The organism is Streptomyces sp. NBC_01451 (assembly GCF_036227485.1).
Taxonomy (GTDB): Bacteria; Actinomycetota; Actinomycetes; order Streptomycetales; family Streptomycetaceae; genus Streptomyces.
Genome location: NZ_CP109479.1, coordinates 2,760,905 through 2,778,582, shown reverse-complemented (window position 1 = coordinate 2,778,582; position 17,678 = coordinate 2,760,905). Strand labels below are relative to the sequence as shown.

The window sequence follows — 17,678 nt, the reverse complement described above, 5'->3', positions numbered from 1 at the left end:
ATGTACATCAGGGGCGACCACGCCGAGCTGGTCGTCGGGGGCCGCCTCGACGTCCGCAGCGCGGCGGACGCCCGTACGGTCCTGCATACGGCCGTCGACACAGGCGTCGGCGATCTCGTGCTGGACCTGTCCGAGCTGGACTCCTGGGACGCCACCGGACTCGGCGTGATCATGGGAGCCCACCGGCGGTGCGGGCGGTGCGGCAGACGGCTCGTGCTGCGCGACGTACCACCGCAGATGCAGCGCCTGCTGGTGGCCACCCGGCTGCACCGGATCCTGGCGATCGAGGGCGGTATCGGGGTGGAGTCGCTGCCCAGAGTGTGAACCGGTGAGTGTGAAAACGCGCTTCACTCGCAATCCTCACGAGACTGTGACGTCTCGGACGGCGCGGTACCCCGGCCTGTCATAGATACTGTGCGAAGGTTTAGGGTTCGGTCGCCCGCTGCCTGACATCCCACGAGCGGGCCCGGACCAGAAGCGACAGCGCAGTGTGCAGCAAGGCCGGGAGGGGCCTGGGTCCTGTCGACCCGCACACGACGCTTTTGGGGGGCTTGAACCTTATGGACCCGAACAGCCAGGGCTCCGAGGAGTACGGCCAGGACGCCGACGGCAGCACGCCGCGTCAGCGCCCGCCTCGTGACGCCCTCACCAACGACTTCGGCCAGCACACACCGGCGCTCGCCCGCACGGCGCAGCTCGTCTCGGGCGACTACCTGCTCACCGTCAACCCGGTCGACGGCAGCGAGATAGAGGTCTGCCCGCCCGGCGAACGGCCCGGCAGGCCCGTCAAACTCACGGCCGCCGAGCGCGCCGAGATCAGCCGCGCCGCCAGACCACCCGTACTGCCCGGGCCCGCACAGCCCGAACTGCCGCTGCTGGAGCGCGACGGCGAGCGCGAACGGCTGGTGCGGCTGCTGGCCCGCGGCCGTTCGGTTCGCCTCACCGGCCCGGCCGGCGCCGGCCGCACCACGCTCCTCGACGCCGTCGCCGCGGACTGCGCGGACCTCGCCCCCGACGGCGTGGTCCGCCTCACCGGCTTCCACCGCACCCAGACCGATCTGCTCTACGACCTCTTCTACGCCGTCTACAGCGCACCTCTGTACCGGCCGGAACCGGACGAACTGCGCGCCCTCGTCCGCGAGGCCGGCGCGGTCGTCGTCCTCGACGACGTGGAGTTCGGCGGCGCCGCGCTCGACGAACTCCTCGACGCGACCCCCGAGTGCGCCTTCCTGATCAGCGCCACCCCCGACGTGCCCGCGCCGTCCGCCGACGCGCTGATCGAGGAACTGTTCCTCGACGGCCTCGACCGGGCCGGCGGCCTGGAACTCCTGGAGCGCGCCGTCGGCCGCGTCCTCACCGAGGAGGAGGCCAACTGGGCGGGCGACCTCTGGTTCGAGTCCGAGGGCCTGCCCCTGCGGTTCGTCCAGGCAGGCGCCCTGCTCAGGCAGCGCGACAAACTGCGCGCCCGCGCCGACGCGTTCGACGAGTTCGGCGTCTTCGAGGACGCCCCGGCCGACACACCGGTCGACGCGCCCTTCGACACCGGCGACGAGGACGACGTACCGCTGCCCTCGCTCGCCGAGGGTGCCGCGCCCGCGCCGCTGCTCGCGTCCCGGCTCAGTGCGTCCGCGCGGGAGACCCTGCGGTTCGCCGTCGCGCTCGGCGGCGAGGTGCCCCACCAGGCGCATCTGCCCGCGCTGGTCGGCGACACCCACGCGGACGCCGCCCTCGGTGAGCTGCTGGGCTGCGCCCTCGTCTCCCCGGTCGGCTCCCACTACCGGCTCGCGGCCGGGGTACGGACCCAGCTGGAGGCCGCCGGATACGGCGAAGGCGCCCAGGACCGGGCGTTCACCGCCGCCCAGCACTACGCCTGGTGGGCCGGACACCCCTCCGTGACCCCCGAGCGGGTCTGCGCCGAGGCCGACGCCCTGCTCGCCGCCCTCGACGTGCTGGTCCCCACGACCACACCGCCGGGGGAGGACGAGGAGAGCACGGCCGTGCAGCTGGCCCGCACGGCGGCGCCCGCCTTCGCGGCCGGCCTGTACTGGAGCGCCTGGGAACACGTCCTGCACTCCGGCGCCGAGGCTGCCCGGCTCGCCGGGGATGTCTCGGAACAGGCCTATTTCCACCATGAGTTGGGCATCCTCGCGCTCTGCGGCGAACAGCTCGACCGGGCCCGTAGCGAGTTGGAGGGCGCCATCGGGCTGCGCGGTGCCGTCGCCGACAAGCGCGGGACGGTCGCGGGCCGCCGCGCCCTCACCCTGGTAGCCGACCGGTCCGGCGACACCCCTGGGCTCGGCTCCGGCACGGGTTCCCCGGCGGGCGAGGAGGTGCCGGACGCGCGGTACGAGGAGTCGGCGTCGCCGCCCGGCGGCGTCCCGGCCGTCTTCGGGGCCGCGGGCTACCCGCCGCTCAAGGCGTCGCCCGCGGGTTCCGGTTCGGCTTCCGGTTCGGGTTCCGGCTACGGGGGCGGTGACTTCCCGGCGACGGTGATCACGTCCCGGTCCGGTGGCGGAGGGGCGCACAAGGCCTCGGCCGTCCAGCGGCTCGTGGGCGGTGCCCGGCGCAACCTCGTGGCGGTCGGCGCGGGCGCCCTGCTCGCGGCGGTCCTCGGCACGGTGGTGACGCTGGGGGCGACCTCGAACCCCAACGACGCGCCGTCCGACCAGGTCGGCGTCAACCCGTCCGCCAGTGCGGGCAGCGACGACGACAGCCTGGGCGCCGACAAGGCCGACAACGGCGGCAGCGACAGCAACGGCGACACCGGGACGGCCACCAGCCGGCCGACCGACCCGGGACCCGACGGGACGATGGGCACCTCGGACGACCCGACGCCGCCGCCCGCGGACGGCCAGACGCCGTCGGACGACCCCACGGGGACGAGGACGCCGGGGGGCGGGGGGAGCACCGGCGGCGGGACCAAGCCGCCCAAGCCGACCACGTCCGCGTCCACGTCGCCCAGCTCCAACCCGTCGACGTCGACCTCTCCGTCCACGCAGCCGTCCGACACGGCCACGCCCACTCCGTCGGCGTCCGACTCGGTCGAGCCGACCGCGTCCACGTCGCCCTCGGACCCCCCTGCCTCGGCCTCCAGCCCGGTCCAGAGCGAGACGGCGAGCGAGTCGGCGAGTGCCCCGGCCGCCGACACCAGCGCACCGGTGATCTGACAGCACGAGGAAGGGGGCGGGCCCGTTGTCACGGGCCCGCCCCCTTCCTCGTACAGCTGTGAACGGACGTCAGAACAGCCGGAGTTTGTCGTCCTCGATGCCGCGCATCGCGTTGTAGTCCAGGATCGCGCAGCCGATGCCCCGGTCCGTCGCGAGGACACGGGCCTGGGGCTTGATCTCCTGGGCGGCGAAGATGCCGCGGACCGGCGCGAGGTGCGGGTCGCGGTTCAACAGCTCCAGGTAGCGCGTGAGTTGCTCCACGCCGTCGATCTCACCGCGTCGCTTGATCTCGACCGCGACCGTCGCGCCGTCGGCGTCACGGCACAGGATGTCGACCGGGCCGATGGCCGTCATGTACTCGCGGCGGATCAGGGTGTAGCCGTCGCCGAGGGTCTCGATGCGGTCGGCGAGCAGTTCCTGGAGGTGCGCTTCCACGCCGTCCTTGATCAGGCCGGGGTCCACGCCCAGTTCGTGCGAGGAATCGTGGAGGATCTCCTCCATCGTGATGATGAGCTTCTCGCCCGCCTTGTTGATGACGGTCCAGATCCCCTCCTCTTCTCCTGCCCCCTCCTTCAACGTGCAGGGCGGAGACATCCAGTTGAGAGGCTTGTAGGCGCGGTCGTCCGCGTGGATCGAGACGCTGCCGTCAGCCTTGACCAGGATGAGGCGGGGGGCCGACGGGAGATGAGCGGTGAGCCGGCCCGCGTAGTCCACGGAACAGCGCGCAATGACGAGACGCATGGTCGGCAACGCTACTCGACGCGCGGTGGTCCACGCGATTCGCCCACCTCAGAAGCGCTGACGGGGATTTCGTGGGCCGAAGGAACATGCCAGTGGCAACTGTTCGTTGTTGGCTGATTGTGTGCCTACGCGGACGCTTCTGACCGGTCCTGTATCCGCGTTTTCCTGGTGCTGTAACGGCCCGTTGCCTACGGTAGTAAACGGGAGGTCGCGATGTGTGTACGGAGCGTGCTCGGTTTCGCGGGCTCCCTTTCCCTGTCAGGCAACCCCCGTGACCCGGGGGTGCGAGAGGAGAACTCATGTCGCTCGACGTCTCACCGGCCCTACTCGAACAGGCCGAGCGAGGCGAGGTCGACGAAGCGGAATTCGTCGACTGCGTCCGGACCTCCCTGCCCTACGCATGGGAGATGATCAGCTCCCTGGTGGCCCAGCTGAAGGTGGACGGCGGAGACTTCGCCGACAACCAGACGCCGCCGCCGGACGAGCAGGCACGGGGCCAGCTGCTGCGCGCGCTGGCGAGTGACGCGATACGCGGAGCGCTGCAGCGGCACTTCGGTGTGCGGCTGGCCTTCCAGAACTGCCACCGGGTGGCGGTGTTCCCGCTGGACTCCTCGGTGGACGTCAAGCTGGCCCGCTTCACCTCGGTGCGCAGTCAGTTGCTGAACCAGTCCCCGGAATTCCGGGACTGCTGACGCGATTGGGGGCAACGGCTTGCCGCTCCGTACGCGGGAGGTGTTCAGTACGGAGCGGCAAGCTCCCTGCGGCAGCCGGGTGTTCGGCCCCGGCGGGTGTTCAGCGCAGCTGGGTGAGCACCTCGGTCCCCAGCCGTCGTACGTTCTCCTCCGTGGCCGCCAGGTCGCCGGAACCCTCGACGAGCAGGGCGAAGCGGGAGATGCCCGTCCGTTCGGAGGTCGCCGCGAGCCGGTCGGCGCAGAGCCTGGCCGTGCCCACCGGGTGCAGTCCGCAGAGGAGTTCGGTGTACGCCACCGGGTCCCGCATCGAGCGCTGGCGGCCGTCCACCGTGACATGCGCTTCCAGTCCCTGTCGCAGCCAGCCCGGCATCGCCTTCATCAGGGTCTCGACCGCGTCCGTGCGCCGGTCCGCGATCTGGCAGACGCCGGCCGACACATGGGCGGCACCCCGGATCTCGTCCCCCGGGCGTCGCGCCGCACGCGCGTACCGCCGCCACAGGGCGACCATCTCGGCCTTCTCCTCGTCCCCGACATGCATCCCGAGGAGCATCGGCAGCCCGCGCTCGGCGGCCAGCCGCACGCTCGACGGCGAGGTGCACGCGACGACGACCTCCGGCCCCGCGGTGTCCGTCAGAGACTCCGACGGGCTGGGTACGACGGGCACTTCGCGGAACCTGAACCGGTCGCCGTCGGCCGACACGGACGGTTCGCGCAGCCAGCGCAGCAGCAGATCGAGTGATTCGGGGAACGCTTTCTCGTACGCCGCGAGCCCCGTCCCGAAGACCTCCAGGTCGACCCACGGCCCGCCGCGCCCCACGCCCAGCGTGAACCGCCCGCCGGACGTCAGATGCAGCAGCGCCGCCTGTTCGCCGAGCGCCACGGGGTGGGTGGTGGGCAGCACGCTCACCGCCGTACCGACCCGGATGCGCCGGGTGCGGCCCAGCAGCAGAGCGGCCAGGGTGGTCGCGGACGGGCAGGCGCCGTACGGCACGAAGTGGTGCTCCGCCAGCCAGACCGTGTCGAGACCCGCCTCCTCGGCGACCTCGGCGGACCTGACAGCTCGGTGCAGCGCCTCCCCCTGGCCCTGGCCCGGGAACTGGGCCGCCAGCACAAAACTTCCTACGCGCATTGCTCTTTTCCTGCTTCCTAGGCCCCGACACGGAGCTCCCCCGCACGGCATAACCGCTCGACACGTGCCGAAGTCACGGCTTGGCGGAGAGATAGGCGGATTGTCTGCAGAATCGAGCAGCCGGGCGGAAGAGGCCGGGGTGCCGATGGCGAGCCGACGGGGGATTCGAGAGGAGGTTCGAGAGAGGTGACGCTGAGGCCGTGACTTACCTTTACCCCGGATCGCGCCGCGTAGGCTGGAGGGGAATCGTGCCCCCTGAACCGCTCCGTGAGGTGTCCTGTGTCCCCGCGTCGCAACCGCCCCCAAGGCCCCGGCGGCTCGTCCGGCCGGAGCGCCGACGGGGAGGACTCCGGCCGCTACGGCGGCTTCCACTCCTCGGAGAACTGGCAGGGCGAGAACTGGAACGTCCGGCATGTGGCGGGCGCCGGCGCCCAGGGCAAGACGTACCGCTGCCCCGGCTGCGACCAGCTGATCCCGTCAGGTGTCCCGCACGTGGTCGCGTGGGCCGAGCACGCGGGCGTGGACGAACGGCGGCACTGGCACAAGGCGTGCTGGAACGCGAAGGACCGCCGCACCACGCGGGTGCAGCGGTCCCGTAACGCGCCGAGGTTCTGACCGGGCTCCCGAACTCGCCCAGTGGTCAGGAGAGTTCACGCGTCCGGGTGAATCACACGTCCCGGCGGTCCAGCAGCACGAAGGCACCGGCGATCGCCGCCGCGGTCACCCCGGCGAGCAGGCCGAGCTGGGCACCGCCGTTGCCGTTCTCGCTGTCCAGCTGGAAGATCCTGGCGAGGGCGTTGGGCGCGTTGTACTCCATCATCTTCTCGCCGATCGTCCGCATGCTGTCGGAGAGCAGGAGGAACGCGGGCAGGATCGCCGGCACCAGCACGAGCCCCAGCATCGCGGTGATCGCGCCCGCCGAGTGACGCAGCATCGAGCCGACCGCGAGGGCGAGTACCCCGAGCAGCGAGACGTACAGCGCGCCCATGACGACCGTGCCGCCCCACGCCTTGCCGGCGCCGTCGTTGTGCATCGACTCGGTCACCAGACCGACGAAACCGATCGCGAACGCGGACACGACGAACGCGACCGCGAAGAAGATGATCAGCTTGGCGGCGAGCACCCGGTGACGCTGCGGCGAGGCGGTGAACGTCGTACGGATCATGCCCGTGCCGTACTCCGACGAGATGACCAGCACGCCCAGCGTGATCAGGCAGATCTGCCCGAGGACCAGCCCGAAGAACGCCGGGATCGTGTACGGCACATCGCCGAAGTCCTCTTCGGTCGTCTGCACGGCGACCAGCAGGCCGATGCCGATGACGAGGAGCAGGAAGACTCCGAGCGTCCACAGCGTGGAGCGCACCGACTTGATCTTCGTCCACTCGGAGGCCAGGGCATGCCCGAGGTGCGTGCGCGTGACCGGGATCGGCGAGGTGTAGGGGGCGTACGCAGTGCCGGGCGCGGCCTGCGGTGACAGCTGCTGCGTCGGGGGCTGCTGGGGCGTGCTCATCGGGCGTCCTCGGGCTTGGTCAGGGCGGGAGAGGCGGGAGCGCCCGGCGCCTGCTGCGGGGCGGCGGCCGGCTGCGCGTAAGGGTTCACGTGGCCGCCGTCGGGAGCGCCGGGGCCGCCAGGGGCGCCGTACGGGCCCGCGGGCTGTCCCGGCCGGCCGTACTGGCCGGGGTCCCCGAACGGCGGCTGACCGCCCTGCTGGGGCGGCGGCGGGGCGTACCAGCCCGGCTGGCCCTGACCCGGGACCGGCATCTGCACCGGCGGCTGCGCGCCCGGCGGCAGCGGCTGCTGGAGCCCGGCCTTCTGGTCGACGGTCGAGCGGTAGTCGACGGCGCCCTGCGTCATCCGCATGTACGCCTCCTCCAGCGACGCCTGGTGCGGCGACAGCTCCCACAGGCGTACGTCGGCGGAGTGCGCGAGGTCGCTGATGCGGTGCAGGGGCAGGCCCATGACGCGCAGCGCGCCGTCCTGCTCGGGCAGCACCTGGCCGCCCGCCTCGGTCAGCGCCGCCGTCAGCTTCTCGCGCTGCTGCGGCTCGGTCTCCGGCGTGCGCACGCGCGCGAAGTCGGCCGAGTTGGTGGAGATGAAGTCCTTCACGCTCATGTCGGACAGGAGCTGCCCGCGCCCGATCACGATGAGGTGGTCGGCGGTCAGCGCCATCTCGCTCATCAGGTGGGAGGAGACGAACACCGTCCGCCCCTCCGCCGCGAGCGCCTTCATCAGGTTGCGCACCCAGAGGATGCCCTCGGGGTCGAGGCCGTTGACCGGCTCGTCGAAGAGCAGCACCTGGGGGTCGCCGAGGAGCGCGGCGGCGATGCCGAGCCGCTGCCCCATACCGAGCGAGAACCCCTTGGAGCGCTTGCGGGCCACGTCCTGGAGCCCGACCACCCCCAGCACCTCGTCCACGCGCCGCGCCGGAATGCCCGACAGCTGGGCCAGGCACAGCAGGTGGTTGCGGGCGTGCCGGCCGCCGTGCACCGCCTTGGCGTCGAGCAGCGCACCGACCTGGCGGGGGGCGTTGGGCAGCTTGCGGTAGGGGAAGCCGCCGATCGTCACCTGGCCCGAGGTGGGCTGGTCCAGGCCGAGGATCATCCTCATCGTCGTCGACTTGCCCGACCCGTTGGGGCCGAGGAAGCCGGTGACGGACCCCGGCCGCACCTGGAAGGAAAGGTTGTACACGGCCGTCTTGTCGCCATAGCGCTTCGTCAGGCCGACTGCCTCGATCATGCTCCGCACCCACCGAAAAATTCAGGACAGCAGGGCACACGCCCCCGTAAGGGTTAGGAGCTTATCCGGGCGCTGACGGTTCCCCCGAGGAAGCATCAAAAATGTCGGGTCCATGACCGCGCGAGGGGCTGCGCGAGGGGCCTGCGCGAGGGGACGGGCTCAGGCGTCCCGCTTCTTCAGCAGCACGTACCCGCCCAGCAGGGCCACGACGACCCACGCCAGCATGATCGTGAGCCCGCCCCAGGGACCGTACGGAGTGTCGTTGTCGACCGGGGTGACCACCTGCATGATCTTGCTGCCGGCCTGGTCGGGCAGATAGCGGGCGACCTTCTTCGTCGCCGAGACGGCTCCCAGGATGTTGGAGATCAGGAAGAAGAACGGCATCAGCACACCCAGCGACAGCATCGGGCTGCGCAGCATCGCGGCCACGCCCATGGAGAACAGGGCGATGAGCGTCATGTAGAGCGCCCCGCCGATGACCGCGCGCAGCACGCCCGGATCACCGATGGACGTCGAACGGTCGCCCAGCATCGCCTGCCCGAGGAAGAACGCGGCGAAGCTGGTGACGACGCCGACCGCGAAGGCCAGCCCGGCCGCCACCGTGAGCTTGCCGGCGAGGAACGTGCCGCGCTGCGGCACGGCGGCCAGCGAGGTGCGGATCATGCCGGTGCTGTACTCGTTCGACACGACGAGCACCCCGAACACGATCATCGCGAGCTGCCCGAGGCTCATCCCCGCGAAACTCGTGTAGGTCGGATCGAAGGACAGCCGGTCCTTCTCGCTGAGGTCGCTCCACTGGTTCTTGAAGAGCAGCGAGATCAGCGCGCCGAGCGCGATCGTCACCACGGCCGCGAGACCGAGCGTCCACACCGTGGACGCCACCGACCGGATCTTGGTCCACTCGGACCGGATCACCTGAACAGCCGTCATGACCGTCCTTCCTGCCAGCCGTCGCCCCACGCCCCCGCCGGGGAATCGGGCGGGGAACGGTGCGGGGGACCGGCCGGGAGGCCGGACGGGTCAGGTGCGCCGGAGTGCGCGTGGTACTCGACCGACTCGGCGGTCAGCTGCATGAACGCCTCCTCCAGGGATGCCTGCTGGGGGCTCAGCTCATACAGGACGAGGTGGTGCTGCGCGGCCAGCTCACCGATCTGCTCGGCCTTCCCGCCGTCCACTTCGAGCGTCTCGCCGCCCGCCTGCACCGCGGTGATCCCGGCGGCGTACAGGACATCGAGCAGCCGTTCGCGCTGGGGGGAGCGGATACGGACGTACGAACGCGAGTTCTGCTCGATGAAGTCCGCCATGGAGGTGTCGGCGAGCAGCCGGCCCTGTCCGATGACGACCAGGTGGTCGGCGGTCAGCGCCATCTCGCTCATGAGGTGCGAGGAGACGAAGACCGTGCGGCCCTGGGCGGCCAGCGATTTCATCAGGTTGCGGATCCAGTGGATGCCCTCGGGGTCGAGACCGTTGACCGGCTCGTCGAACATCAGGATTCGCGGGTCACCGAGGAGCGCGCCCGCGATACCGAGGCGCTGCCCCATGCCGAGCGAGAACCCCTTCGCCTTCTTCCGGGCGACCGCCGAGAGCCCGACGGTGTCGAGCACCTCGTGCACGCGGGAGGAGGGGATGCCGTTGCTCTGCGCGAGACAGAGCAGGTGGTTGAAGGCGCTGCGTCCGCCGTGCACGGCCGTGGCGTCGAGGAGGGCGCCGATGTACTTGAAGGGGTCCTTGAGCCGGTCGTAGTGCTGACCGTCGATCCGGACGTCGCCGGCGGTGGGGCGGTCGAGGCCGAGCATCATCCGCATGGTGGTGGACTTGCCGGCGCCGTTGGGGCCGAGGAAGCCGGTCACGATGCCCGGTCTGACGGTGAAGGTCAGGTGGTTGACCGCCATCTTCTCGCCGTACCGCTTGGTCAGCCCCTCAAGCTCGATCATGCGGCCACGCTAGTTCGAGGGGTCGAACGCTGCCAGTTGGCTCTGCCGGACGGGAGGTGACGCGTGCGGCAACTTCCGGTGACCGCGGGTTCGTGTCGGGGGCCGGTCGTTGCGCGTCGGGTGCGGCGCCGTCGTGGCTTGTCGCGCCCACGCGGCGGAACCGCGAATGTCACAGCCCCGCGCCCACAAAAGGCCCGGCACCCCTCGGAGGAGGGGTGCCGGGCCTTTTGGAACCGCTGCTTACCGGGACTGCTGGGCCGGCACTCCGCGGGTGATCGGCTCGTCGTCCGCGACCGGGGCGCTCGCGGCGGCGACCGCGGCTCCGGTCAGGGTGGCCAGCATCTCGCGGACGTTCGTCAGCTGGGCGTTGATCGAGTCGCGGCGGTTGGTGAGAGCCGCCAGCTCGCGCTCCGATTCCGAACGGATCCGGTCGGCCTTGGCGTTCGCGTCGGCCACGATGTCCTCGGCCTGGCGCTGGGCCGTCTCGACGGTCTGGCGGGCGCGGCGCTCGGCGTCCGTGCGCAGCTTCTCGGCCTCCAGGCGGAGCTGCTCCGCGCGGTGCTCGATCTCCGCGAGGCGCTTCTCGGCCTTGGCCTGACGGGACGCGAGGTCGCGCTCCGACTGCTCACGGCGCTTGGCGAGGTTCGTCTCGAAGTCCGCGGCGGCCTGGGCGGCCTTGGCGCGGGTCTCCTCGAAGAGGGCGTCCGCCTCCTCGCGCTTGGACTGCGCGTCCTTCGTCGCCTCCTGGCGCAGCTGAGAAGCGTCGCTCTTGGCCTTCTCGACGATCCGGACGCCCTCGTCCTCCGCCTTGGACTTGCGGTCCGCAGCGAACGATTCTGCGTCGTTGCGCACCTGCTGGGCCGCCGACTCGGCGAGCTCACGGTGCTGCTCGGCCGCGCGACGGGCCTCCTCGCGCAGGTCCTTCGCTTCCTCCTCGGCGAGACGGAGGATCTTCTCGACGCGCGCGCCGAGACCGGCGTACGACGGCTCTGCGTCGCTGACCTGGGCCTGGGCGTTCTGCGTTTCGAGGTGGAGCTCCTCGATGCGCTTTTCCAGAGCAGTGATACGAGCCAGAGCGCTGTCACGGTCGGAGACGAGCTTCGAGATGCGTTCGTCCACCTGAGCGCGGTCGTACCCACGCCGCACAAGCTCGAAGCCGTAGGGGGAAGTGTCGCTCATGGGGTTCCTGTCGAATGAGACCGGTGAGGTGATAGGTGGAATCCTAGGGGGCCGAGCGGCGTGTCATAGAGCAGAAGCCCGATTGATATGGAGAATCAGACCCCTTTTGAGTGGCTAACCGGCGGACTCCTTGCCAAAGAATTGGTCAAAGACCCCAGAAAGCCACACAGAATGCACGCAACGCGCCCTCCGCGCTAGCCATCTGACGACTTGCCACCCGTACGAGTGACGCCTACGGCGGCTCCCGCCTTGACGCCGCCGTCCTTCGTCGCCGACGGGGCCTCAAAAGACTCCAACGCTTCCAGCACGTCCTGGACACGGGAGATCTCCGCCTGAATGTCCTCGCGGCGCCGGACGAGGATCTCCAGCTCGCGCTTGCCCTCCTCGACGGTGGCCTTCGCCTCGCGGATCGCCTCGGCTCGCAGTTCCTCGGCCTCCCGGATCAGCGAGCTCTTCTTCTGCTCGGCCTCCTTCAGGAGCCCCTCGGCCTTCTTGACGGCGGCGATGCGGACCTTGCCCGCCTCGGAGTTGGCCTCCGACACCAGGTCCCTGGCCTTCGCCTCCGCCTTGGCGAGCTGCTCCTCGGCGGCCGTGATCAGCGCGTCGCAGCGGTCGCCGGTCGACCTCATGGTCTCGGCGGCCTCACGGCGGGCCCGCTCGTGCAGGCTCTCGATCTCGGCCGTGATGCGGTCGCGCAGCTCCTCGGCGCGCTCCCTTATGGCGGTGGCGTCCCGGCGCGCGCCGACGAGCAGCTCGTCCGCGTCCGTGCGGGCCTTCTCCACCGTCGAGTTGCCCCGGGCCGTCGCCTGGGCCAGCAGCCGGTCCGCCTCGTTGCGGGCGGCGCCCACCATCGAGTCGGCCTGCGCCTCCGCCTCCGCGGTCGTCTTCTGCGCGGCCTGCTGCGACTCCGACAGAAGCTTGTCGGCCTCGGCGGCCGTCTCCGTGATGAGCGTGTCGACCTGCTCGGCCGCCTCGGAGCGCCGCTTGTTGGCCTCCTTGCGGGCCTCGTCCAACGTGGTGTCGGCCTCGTCGCGCGCGGTCGACATCAGCCGGTCGGCCTCCGCCGCCGCCTCGGCCTTGACCCGCTGCGACTCCATACGGATCCGCTCCGCCTGCTGCTGTGCCGAACCGACCGTCTCGGCGGCCTCGGCACGCAGCCGCTCCGCTTCCCCGGTCGCCTCGGCGAGCAACTGCTCGGCCGCGGCCACGGACTCGGCCCGGACCCGCTCCGCCTCGGCGTTGGTCTCCTCGGTGAGGCGCTCCGCCTCGGCCGTCACCTCGGTGATCAGCGTGTCGGCCTGCGTCGCCGCGTCCGAACGGATCCGGTTGGCGTCCTCGCGCGCCTCCGCGCGGCTGCGTGCCGCGTCCTGCTCGGCGCCCGCGATGGTGTCCGACGCCTCGGTACGCACCCGCTGGGCGTGCGCGGCGGCGTCCTGGCGCAGCCGCTCCGCCTCGGCGATCGCCTCGCCCACCGTGCGCTCGGCGAGCGCCTTGGCGTGCTCCGCGGCCTCCGACGCCTCGCGCCGCACCCGGCCGGCGTCCTCCGAGGCCCGCTCCCGCTCGGAGTAGGCGTCGGCGCGGACCCGGTCCGACTCCTCGGACGCCTCGCGCCGCATCCGGTCGGCGACGTGCTCGGCGGCGGAGCGCAGCCCCTGGATCTCCTCCTGGGCCTGCTCGTGCAGCCCGGACACCGACTCCCGCACCTGCTGGGCGTGCTGCTCGGCCGCCGACACCATCTCGTTGGCACGGCGGTCCGCCTCCTCGACCAGCCGTACGGCCTCGGCCTGGGCGTCCTCCACGCGCCGGCGCGCGGACGCCAGCAGCTCCTCGCTCTGCTCGCGGGCCCGCTCGCGTTCCTGGTCGGCCTCCTGGCGGGCGGAACCGAGGGTCTCCTCGGCCTCGCGGCGCCGCCGGGTGGCCTCCTCCTGGGCGGCGGCGAGCGTCTCCGTCGCCTCCGTCGCCAGTCGCTCGGCAGCGGCCTGCGCCTCCGCCCGTACCCGGTCGGCGGTGTCCTGGGCCTCCGTCTTCAGCCGCTCGGCCTCGGCCGCGGCCTCGGACCGCAGGCGTACGGCGATGGCCTCGCCCTCCGCGCGGGACGCGGACGCGTCCGCCGCCGCCTCGTCGCGCAGCCGCTGGATCTCCGCGTCGGCCTGCGCCTGGAGGCTGCGGATGCGTTCGGCGGCCTCCGAACGAAGCCGCTCCGCCTCCTCGGACCCCTCGCGGCGGGTCCGGTCGGCCTCCGTGCGGGCGTCGGTGAGTGCCTGCTCGGCGGCGGTGAGCCGGTCCTCGGCCTCCGTGTGCAGCCGGGTCAGCTCGGCGGCGGCCTCGTCGCGGCGCGCCTCTATGCCCCGCTCGGTGTCCTCGCGCAGCTCGCGCGCGGCCTGCTCGGCGTCCGCCGCGATGCCCTCGGCCTGCTCGACGGCCTCCGCGCGGTGCCGCTCGGCCTCCTTGCGGGTCCGCTCCAGGGTCTCCTCGGCCTGCCGGCGCAGCGTTGTCGCGCGCTCGATGGCCTCCGTACGGACCTTCTCGCTGTCCGACTGGGCGGTCTGGCGCGTCTCGTCCGCGTCCGCCTTCGCCTTGGCGAGCAGCTCCTCGGCGGTCCTGGCCGCCTCCTCGATCTGCTGGACGGCCTCACGGCGCGCCTCCGCGCGGATGCGCTCGCCCTCGGCGACCGCGTCGGCGCGCAGCTGCTCGGCCTCGCCGCGCAGCCGCCGGGCCTCTTCCTGAAGCTCGACGGTCTTGGCGCGGTACTCCTTGGTGTCGTCCTTCGCCGTGCCCTTGAGCTGCTCGGCGATGTCGTGCGCCTCGGCGCGCAGCCGGTCGGCCTCCGTCTCGGCCTCGGCGCGGATGCGCTCGGCCTCCTCGGTGGCCGCCCGGGTGGTCGCCTTCGCTTCCTCGGACGCCCGGTTGAGGACGTCCTCGGCGGTGCGGGCCGCCTTGGCGAGCTGGGAGGCGGTCTCCTCGGCGGTGAGACTGCGGGCGGTCTCCTCGGCCTCCGCGACGATCTTCTCGGCCTTGGCCTTGGCGTCGGCGACGATCTCCTCGGCGGACGCCTTGGTGGCCTCGGCCTCCTGGCTGGCCTCGGTGACCAGTCGGGCGACCTGCTCCTTCGCCGTACGGGTGCGCTGCTCGTTGGCCGACTCCGCGCTGGAGATCGCCTTGCTCGCGGTCTCCTTCGCCTCGCTGAGGACCTTCTCCGCCTCGGCGCGCGCCTCGCGCAGGGCGGCCTCGGCCTCCTGCATCCGGGCCTCGGCGGCGCGGCTCAGCTCGGTGGCCTGACGGCGGGCGCTGTCCGACTCGGTCACCGTGGAACTGCGCAGCTGCTCGGCGTGGTCGGCGGCCTCGCGGGCCTCGGAGGTCGCGCTGTTCAGGAGGCGCTCGGCCTCGGCACGCGCCCGGCGCAGCAGCTGTTCGGCCTCCGCGCGCGCGGACTCGCCCTCGCTCTGCAGCCGCTGCCTGGCCTCGTTCGCGACCCGCTCGGCCTCGGCGCGGGCGGCGGCCAGCGCCTGCTCGGCCTCGGCCCGCGACTCGTCGACGAGCCGGCGCGCCTGGGACTCGCTGCGGGCCCGCAGCTGCTCGGCCCACGCCACGTTCTCGTTGACGTGCGACTCGACGGTCTGGCGCCGCTCGGACAGCTCCTGGTCGAGCTGCTGGCGACGGGTGACCGCCTCCTGGTGCAGCTCGGCCTGCAACCGGGCCGCCTGCTCGGCGTGCTCCTGCAGGATGCGCTGCGTCTGGGCGCGCGCCTGGGACATCTCGCGCTCGGCGTCCTGGCGCAGCTGGTCCGCCTGGATCTGCGCGTTCCGCAGCAGCTGCTCGGCCTGATAGCCGATGTCACCGCCGTCGTAGGCGGGCCGGGACATGAGGGTGCGGCGCGCCTCGTGAAGCTTGGCGCGCAGCACCTCGACCTGGTAGCCGAGGTCCTCGGCATGCTGGATCGCCTTTTCCCGCTCGGTCTTCAGCCGCTCCATCTCGGCCTCGAACCGAGAGAGGTGGTCGACGTCAGCCGCCGGCTCTCGCTCCTGGCGTTCGTAGCCCCGCACTGCGCGGTCCCATCCGTCCCCTGGTCGCAACCTTCTCCGAACGAGCCACGTCCATCCGCCGGACGGGGCCCCCGGGGAATGGTGTCAGATCAACGGCGAAGCACGGACTTCCGCCCTCACCCTCGGCCCCCGAAACCTGTACCCCGGCCCTCGGATCCCGCACCTCCACACACCGGGACCCGGACCGCTTCCCGACAACAGGGGAGCGGCCGTGCCCAACCCTACCGGCCCATATGTACGAGGGTCAGTGCTCAGGTGACTCAACAGGCGCCGAAGTGACCAGTTCTGTCAGTACTCCGTGGCAATCCTTGGGGTGCAGAAAAGTGATCCGCGACCCCATGGAGCCGCGCCGTGGCTCGTCGTACAGAACGCGTACGCCCTTCTCGCGGATGTCCGCGGCTTCCTCATCGACATCCGCCGTACCGAAAGCGATGTGGTGGACGCCCTCCCCGTTCTTGGCGAGCCACTTGCCCACCGCGGAGTCCTCGCGGGTCGGCTCCAGGAGCTGGAGGTAGGAGGCGCCGCCGTCGTCCGTGTTGTTGATCTTCAACATGGCCTCGCGCACGCCCTGTTCCTCGTTGACCTCGGAGTGGTACACCTCGAAGCCGTACGTGGCCCGGTAGAACTCGACAGTCGTGTCGAGGTCGAAACAGGCGATCCCGATGTGGTCGATTCGCGTCAGCATGGTGTCAGTGCAGCGCTCCGGAGACGGTTACGCAACGTGCGCGCGATCACACCGACGGCCCGATGACGGCGGGACTACCGCTCAGTACATTCCTAGTAAACCCTCGTTCACACTCCTCAGCTCCCCAGCTGAAAGGGGATCGCACCTCATGTCAGGAACGAACAGCAGTACCTCGGTGATCGTCGCGGGCGCGCGTACGCCCATGGGACGGTTGCTGGGCTCGCTGAAGACCTTCTCCGGAGCCGACCTCGGCGGCTTCGCGATCAAGGCCGCCCTCGACCGTGCGGGTATCGGTGGCGACCAGGTGCAGTACGTGATCATGGGCCAGGTCCTCCAGGCCGGCGCGGGCCAGATCCCGGCCCGCCAGGCCGCGGTCAAGGCCGGCATCCCGATGAACGTCCCGGCGCTGACCATCAACAAGGTGTGTCTGTCGGGCCTGGACGCGATCGCGCTGGCGGACCAGCTGATCCGCGCCGGCGAGTTCGACATCGTGGTGGCCGGTGGCCAGGAATCGATGACGAACGCCCCCCATCTGCTCCCCAAGTCCCGTGAGGGCTTCAAGTACGGCGCGATCGAGATGCTCGACACGATGGCGCACGACGGTCTGACCGACGCCTTCGAGAACATCGCCATGGGCGAGTCGACGGAGAAGCACAACACCCGCCTGGGCCTCCTGCGCCCCGAGCAGGACGAGATCGGGGCCCTCTCCCACCAGCGCGCGGCGGCGGCCCAGAAGAACGGCGTCTTCGAGGCGGAGATCACCCCGGTCGAGATCCCGCAGCGCAAGGGCGAACCGATCGTTTTCAGCCAGGACGAGGGCATCCGGGCGGAGACGACGACGGAGTCACTGGGCAAGCTGCGCCCCGCGTTCACGAAGGACGGCACGATCACGGCGGGCACGTCGTCGCAGATCTCGGACGGCGCGGCGGCCGTGGTCGTGATGAGCAGGGCGAAGGCCGAGGAGCTCGGTCTGGAGTGGATCGCGGAGATCGGCGCCCACGGCAACGTGGCGGGCCCGGACAACTCCCTCCAGTCCCAGCCCTCCAACGCCATCCTGCACGCCCTCAAGAAGGAGGGCCTGGGCGTCGAGGATCTTGACCTGATCGAGATCAACGAGGCCTTCGCGGCGGTCGCGGTCCAGTCAATCAAGGACCTCGGGGTGTCCACGGATCGGGTGAACGTCAACGGCGGTGCGATCGCCCTGGGCCACCCGATCGGAATGTCCGGCGCACGGCTCGTACTCCACCTGGCCCTGGAACTGAAGCGGCGCGGCGGTGGCGTGGGCGCGGCGGCCCTGTGCGGGGGCGGCGGCCAGGGTGACGCGCTGATCGTGCGGGTACCCAAGGCGTAGCAGGGCGGCCGTGCGGCCCTG

The 17,678-nt window shown here is 71.3% G+C and carries 14 protein-coding genes; 5 read left to right on the top strand and 9 right to left on the bottom strand.

Annotation, left to right across the window (positions count from 1 at the left end):
• Complete coding sequence (locus OG595_RS11730) at positions 1-324, top strand: STAS domain-containing protein (RefSeq protein ID WP_006382151.1); 324 nt, start codon at positions 1-3, stop codon at positions 322-324.
• A 236-nt stretch (positions 325-560) separates the two neighbouring features.
• Positions 561-3,167: an ATP-binding protein gene (locus OG595_RS11725; protein WP_329270838.1), complete on the top strand. Its 2,607-nt coding sequence runs from the start codon at positions 561-563 to the stop codon at positions 3,165-3,167.
• 69 nt (positions 3,168-3,236) lie between these two features.
• On the opposite strand, the gene nucS is transcribed toward OG595_RS11725, so the two are convergent.
• Positions 3,237-3,908, bottom strand: a complete 672-nt coding sequence (nucS, locus tag OG595_RS11720) for an endonuclease NucS (protein WP_329270835.1) — start codon at positions 3,906-3,908, stop codon at positions 3,237-3,239.
• 299 nt (positions 3,909-4,207) lie between these two features.
• On the opposite strand from nucS, the gene OG595_RS11715 reads away from it, so the two are divergent.
• On the top strand, positions 4,208-4,600 hold the full coding sequence (locus tag OG595_RS11715; RefSeq protein WP_006381684.1) for an SCO5389 family protein: 393 nt from the start codon (positions 4,208-4,210) through the stop codon (positions 4,598-4,600).
• A 100-nt stretch (positions 4,601-4,700) separates the two neighbouring features.
• Here the strand turns inward: OG595_RS11715 and OG595_RS11710 are convergent, their stop codons facing one another.
• Positions 4,701-5,729 carry an LLM class flavin-dependent oxidoreductase gene (locus tag OG595_RS11710; RefSeq protein ID WP_329270832.1) on the bottom strand — a complete coding sequence of 343 codons (1,029 nt, stop codon included), beginning with the start codon at positions 5,727-5,729 and terminating at the stop codon, positions 4,701-4,703.
• Positions 5,730-6,008: 279 nt separating this feature from the next.
• Between OG595_RS11710 and OG595_RS11705 the strand changes: the two genes are divergently transcribed.
• Positions 6,009-6,344 (top strand): ATP/GTP-binding protein, encoded by a 336-nt coding sequence (locus OG595_RS11705; protein WP_329270830.1) that lies wholly within the window; start codon positions 6,009-6,011, stop codon positions 6,342-6,344.
• Between the two features lie 52 nt (positions 6,345-6,396).
• Here OG595_RS11705 and OG595_RS11700 read toward each other — a convergent pair whose 3' ends face one another.
• From OG595_RS11700 to mce, 7 genes are all read right to left on the bottom strand, one after another.
• Positions 6,397-7,239, bottom strand: coding sequence for an ABC transporter permease (locus OG595_RS11700; RefSeq protein ID WP_329270828.1), 843 nt, complete (start codon positions 7,237-7,239; stop codon positions 6,397-6,399).
• Positions 7,236-8,465 carry an ABC transporter ATP-binding protein gene (locus OG595_RS11695; protein WP_329270827.1) on the bottom strand — a complete coding sequence of 410 codons (1,230 nt, stop codon included), beginning with the start codon at positions 8,463-8,465 and terminating at the stop codon, positions 7,236-7,238. Before OG595_RS11695 ends, OG595_RS11700 begins: the two co-directional genes overlap by 4 nt.
• Positions 8,466-8,624: 159 nt before the next feature.
• Complete coding sequence (locus tag OG595_RS11690) at positions 8,625-9,395, bottom strand: ABC transporter permease subunit (RefSeq protein WP_329270826.1); 771 nt, start codon at positions 9,393-9,395, stop codon at positions 8,625-8,627.
• Positions 9,392-10,399, bottom strand: coding sequence for an ABC transporter ATP-binding protein (locus OG595_RS11685; RefSeq protein ID WP_329270825.1), 1,008 nt, complete (start codon positions 10,397-10,399; stop codon positions 9,392-9,394). The genes OG595_RS11690 and OG595_RS11685 overlap by 4 nt, the downstream gene beginning before the upstream one ends.
• A gap of 240 nt (positions 10,400-10,639) precedes the next feature.
• The gene (locus OG595_RS11680) at positions 10,640-11,578 is read right to left on the bottom strand and encodes a cellulose-binding protein (protein ID WP_329270823.1); all 939 of its coding nucleotides are present in this window, start codon (positions 11,576-11,578) and stop codon (positions 10,640-10,642) included.
• 194 nt (positions 11,579-11,772) lie between these two features.
• Complete coding sequence (gene scy, locus OG595_RS11675; protein ID WP_329270821.1) at positions 11,773-15,621, bottom strand: polarized growth protein Scy; 3,849 nt, start codon at positions 15,619-15,621, stop codon at positions 11,773-11,775.
• Between the two features lie 244 nt (positions 15,622-15,865).
• On the bottom strand, positions 15,866-16,306 hold the full coding sequence (gene mce, locus OG595_RS11670) for a methylmalonyl-CoA epimerase (protein ID WP_329270819.1): 441 nt from the start codon (positions 16,304-16,306) through the stop codon (positions 15,866-15,868).
• A gap of 148 nt (positions 16,307-16,454) precedes the next feature.
• Between mce and OG595_RS11665 the strand changes: the two genes are divergently transcribed.
• Positions 16,455-17,657, top strand: coding sequence for an acetyl-CoA C-acetyltransferase (locus OG595_RS11665; protein WP_329270816.1), 1,203 nt, complete (start codon positions 16,455-16,457; stop codon positions 17,655-17,657).
• The last annotated feature ends 21 nt before the right edge of the window (positions 17,658-17,678 follow it).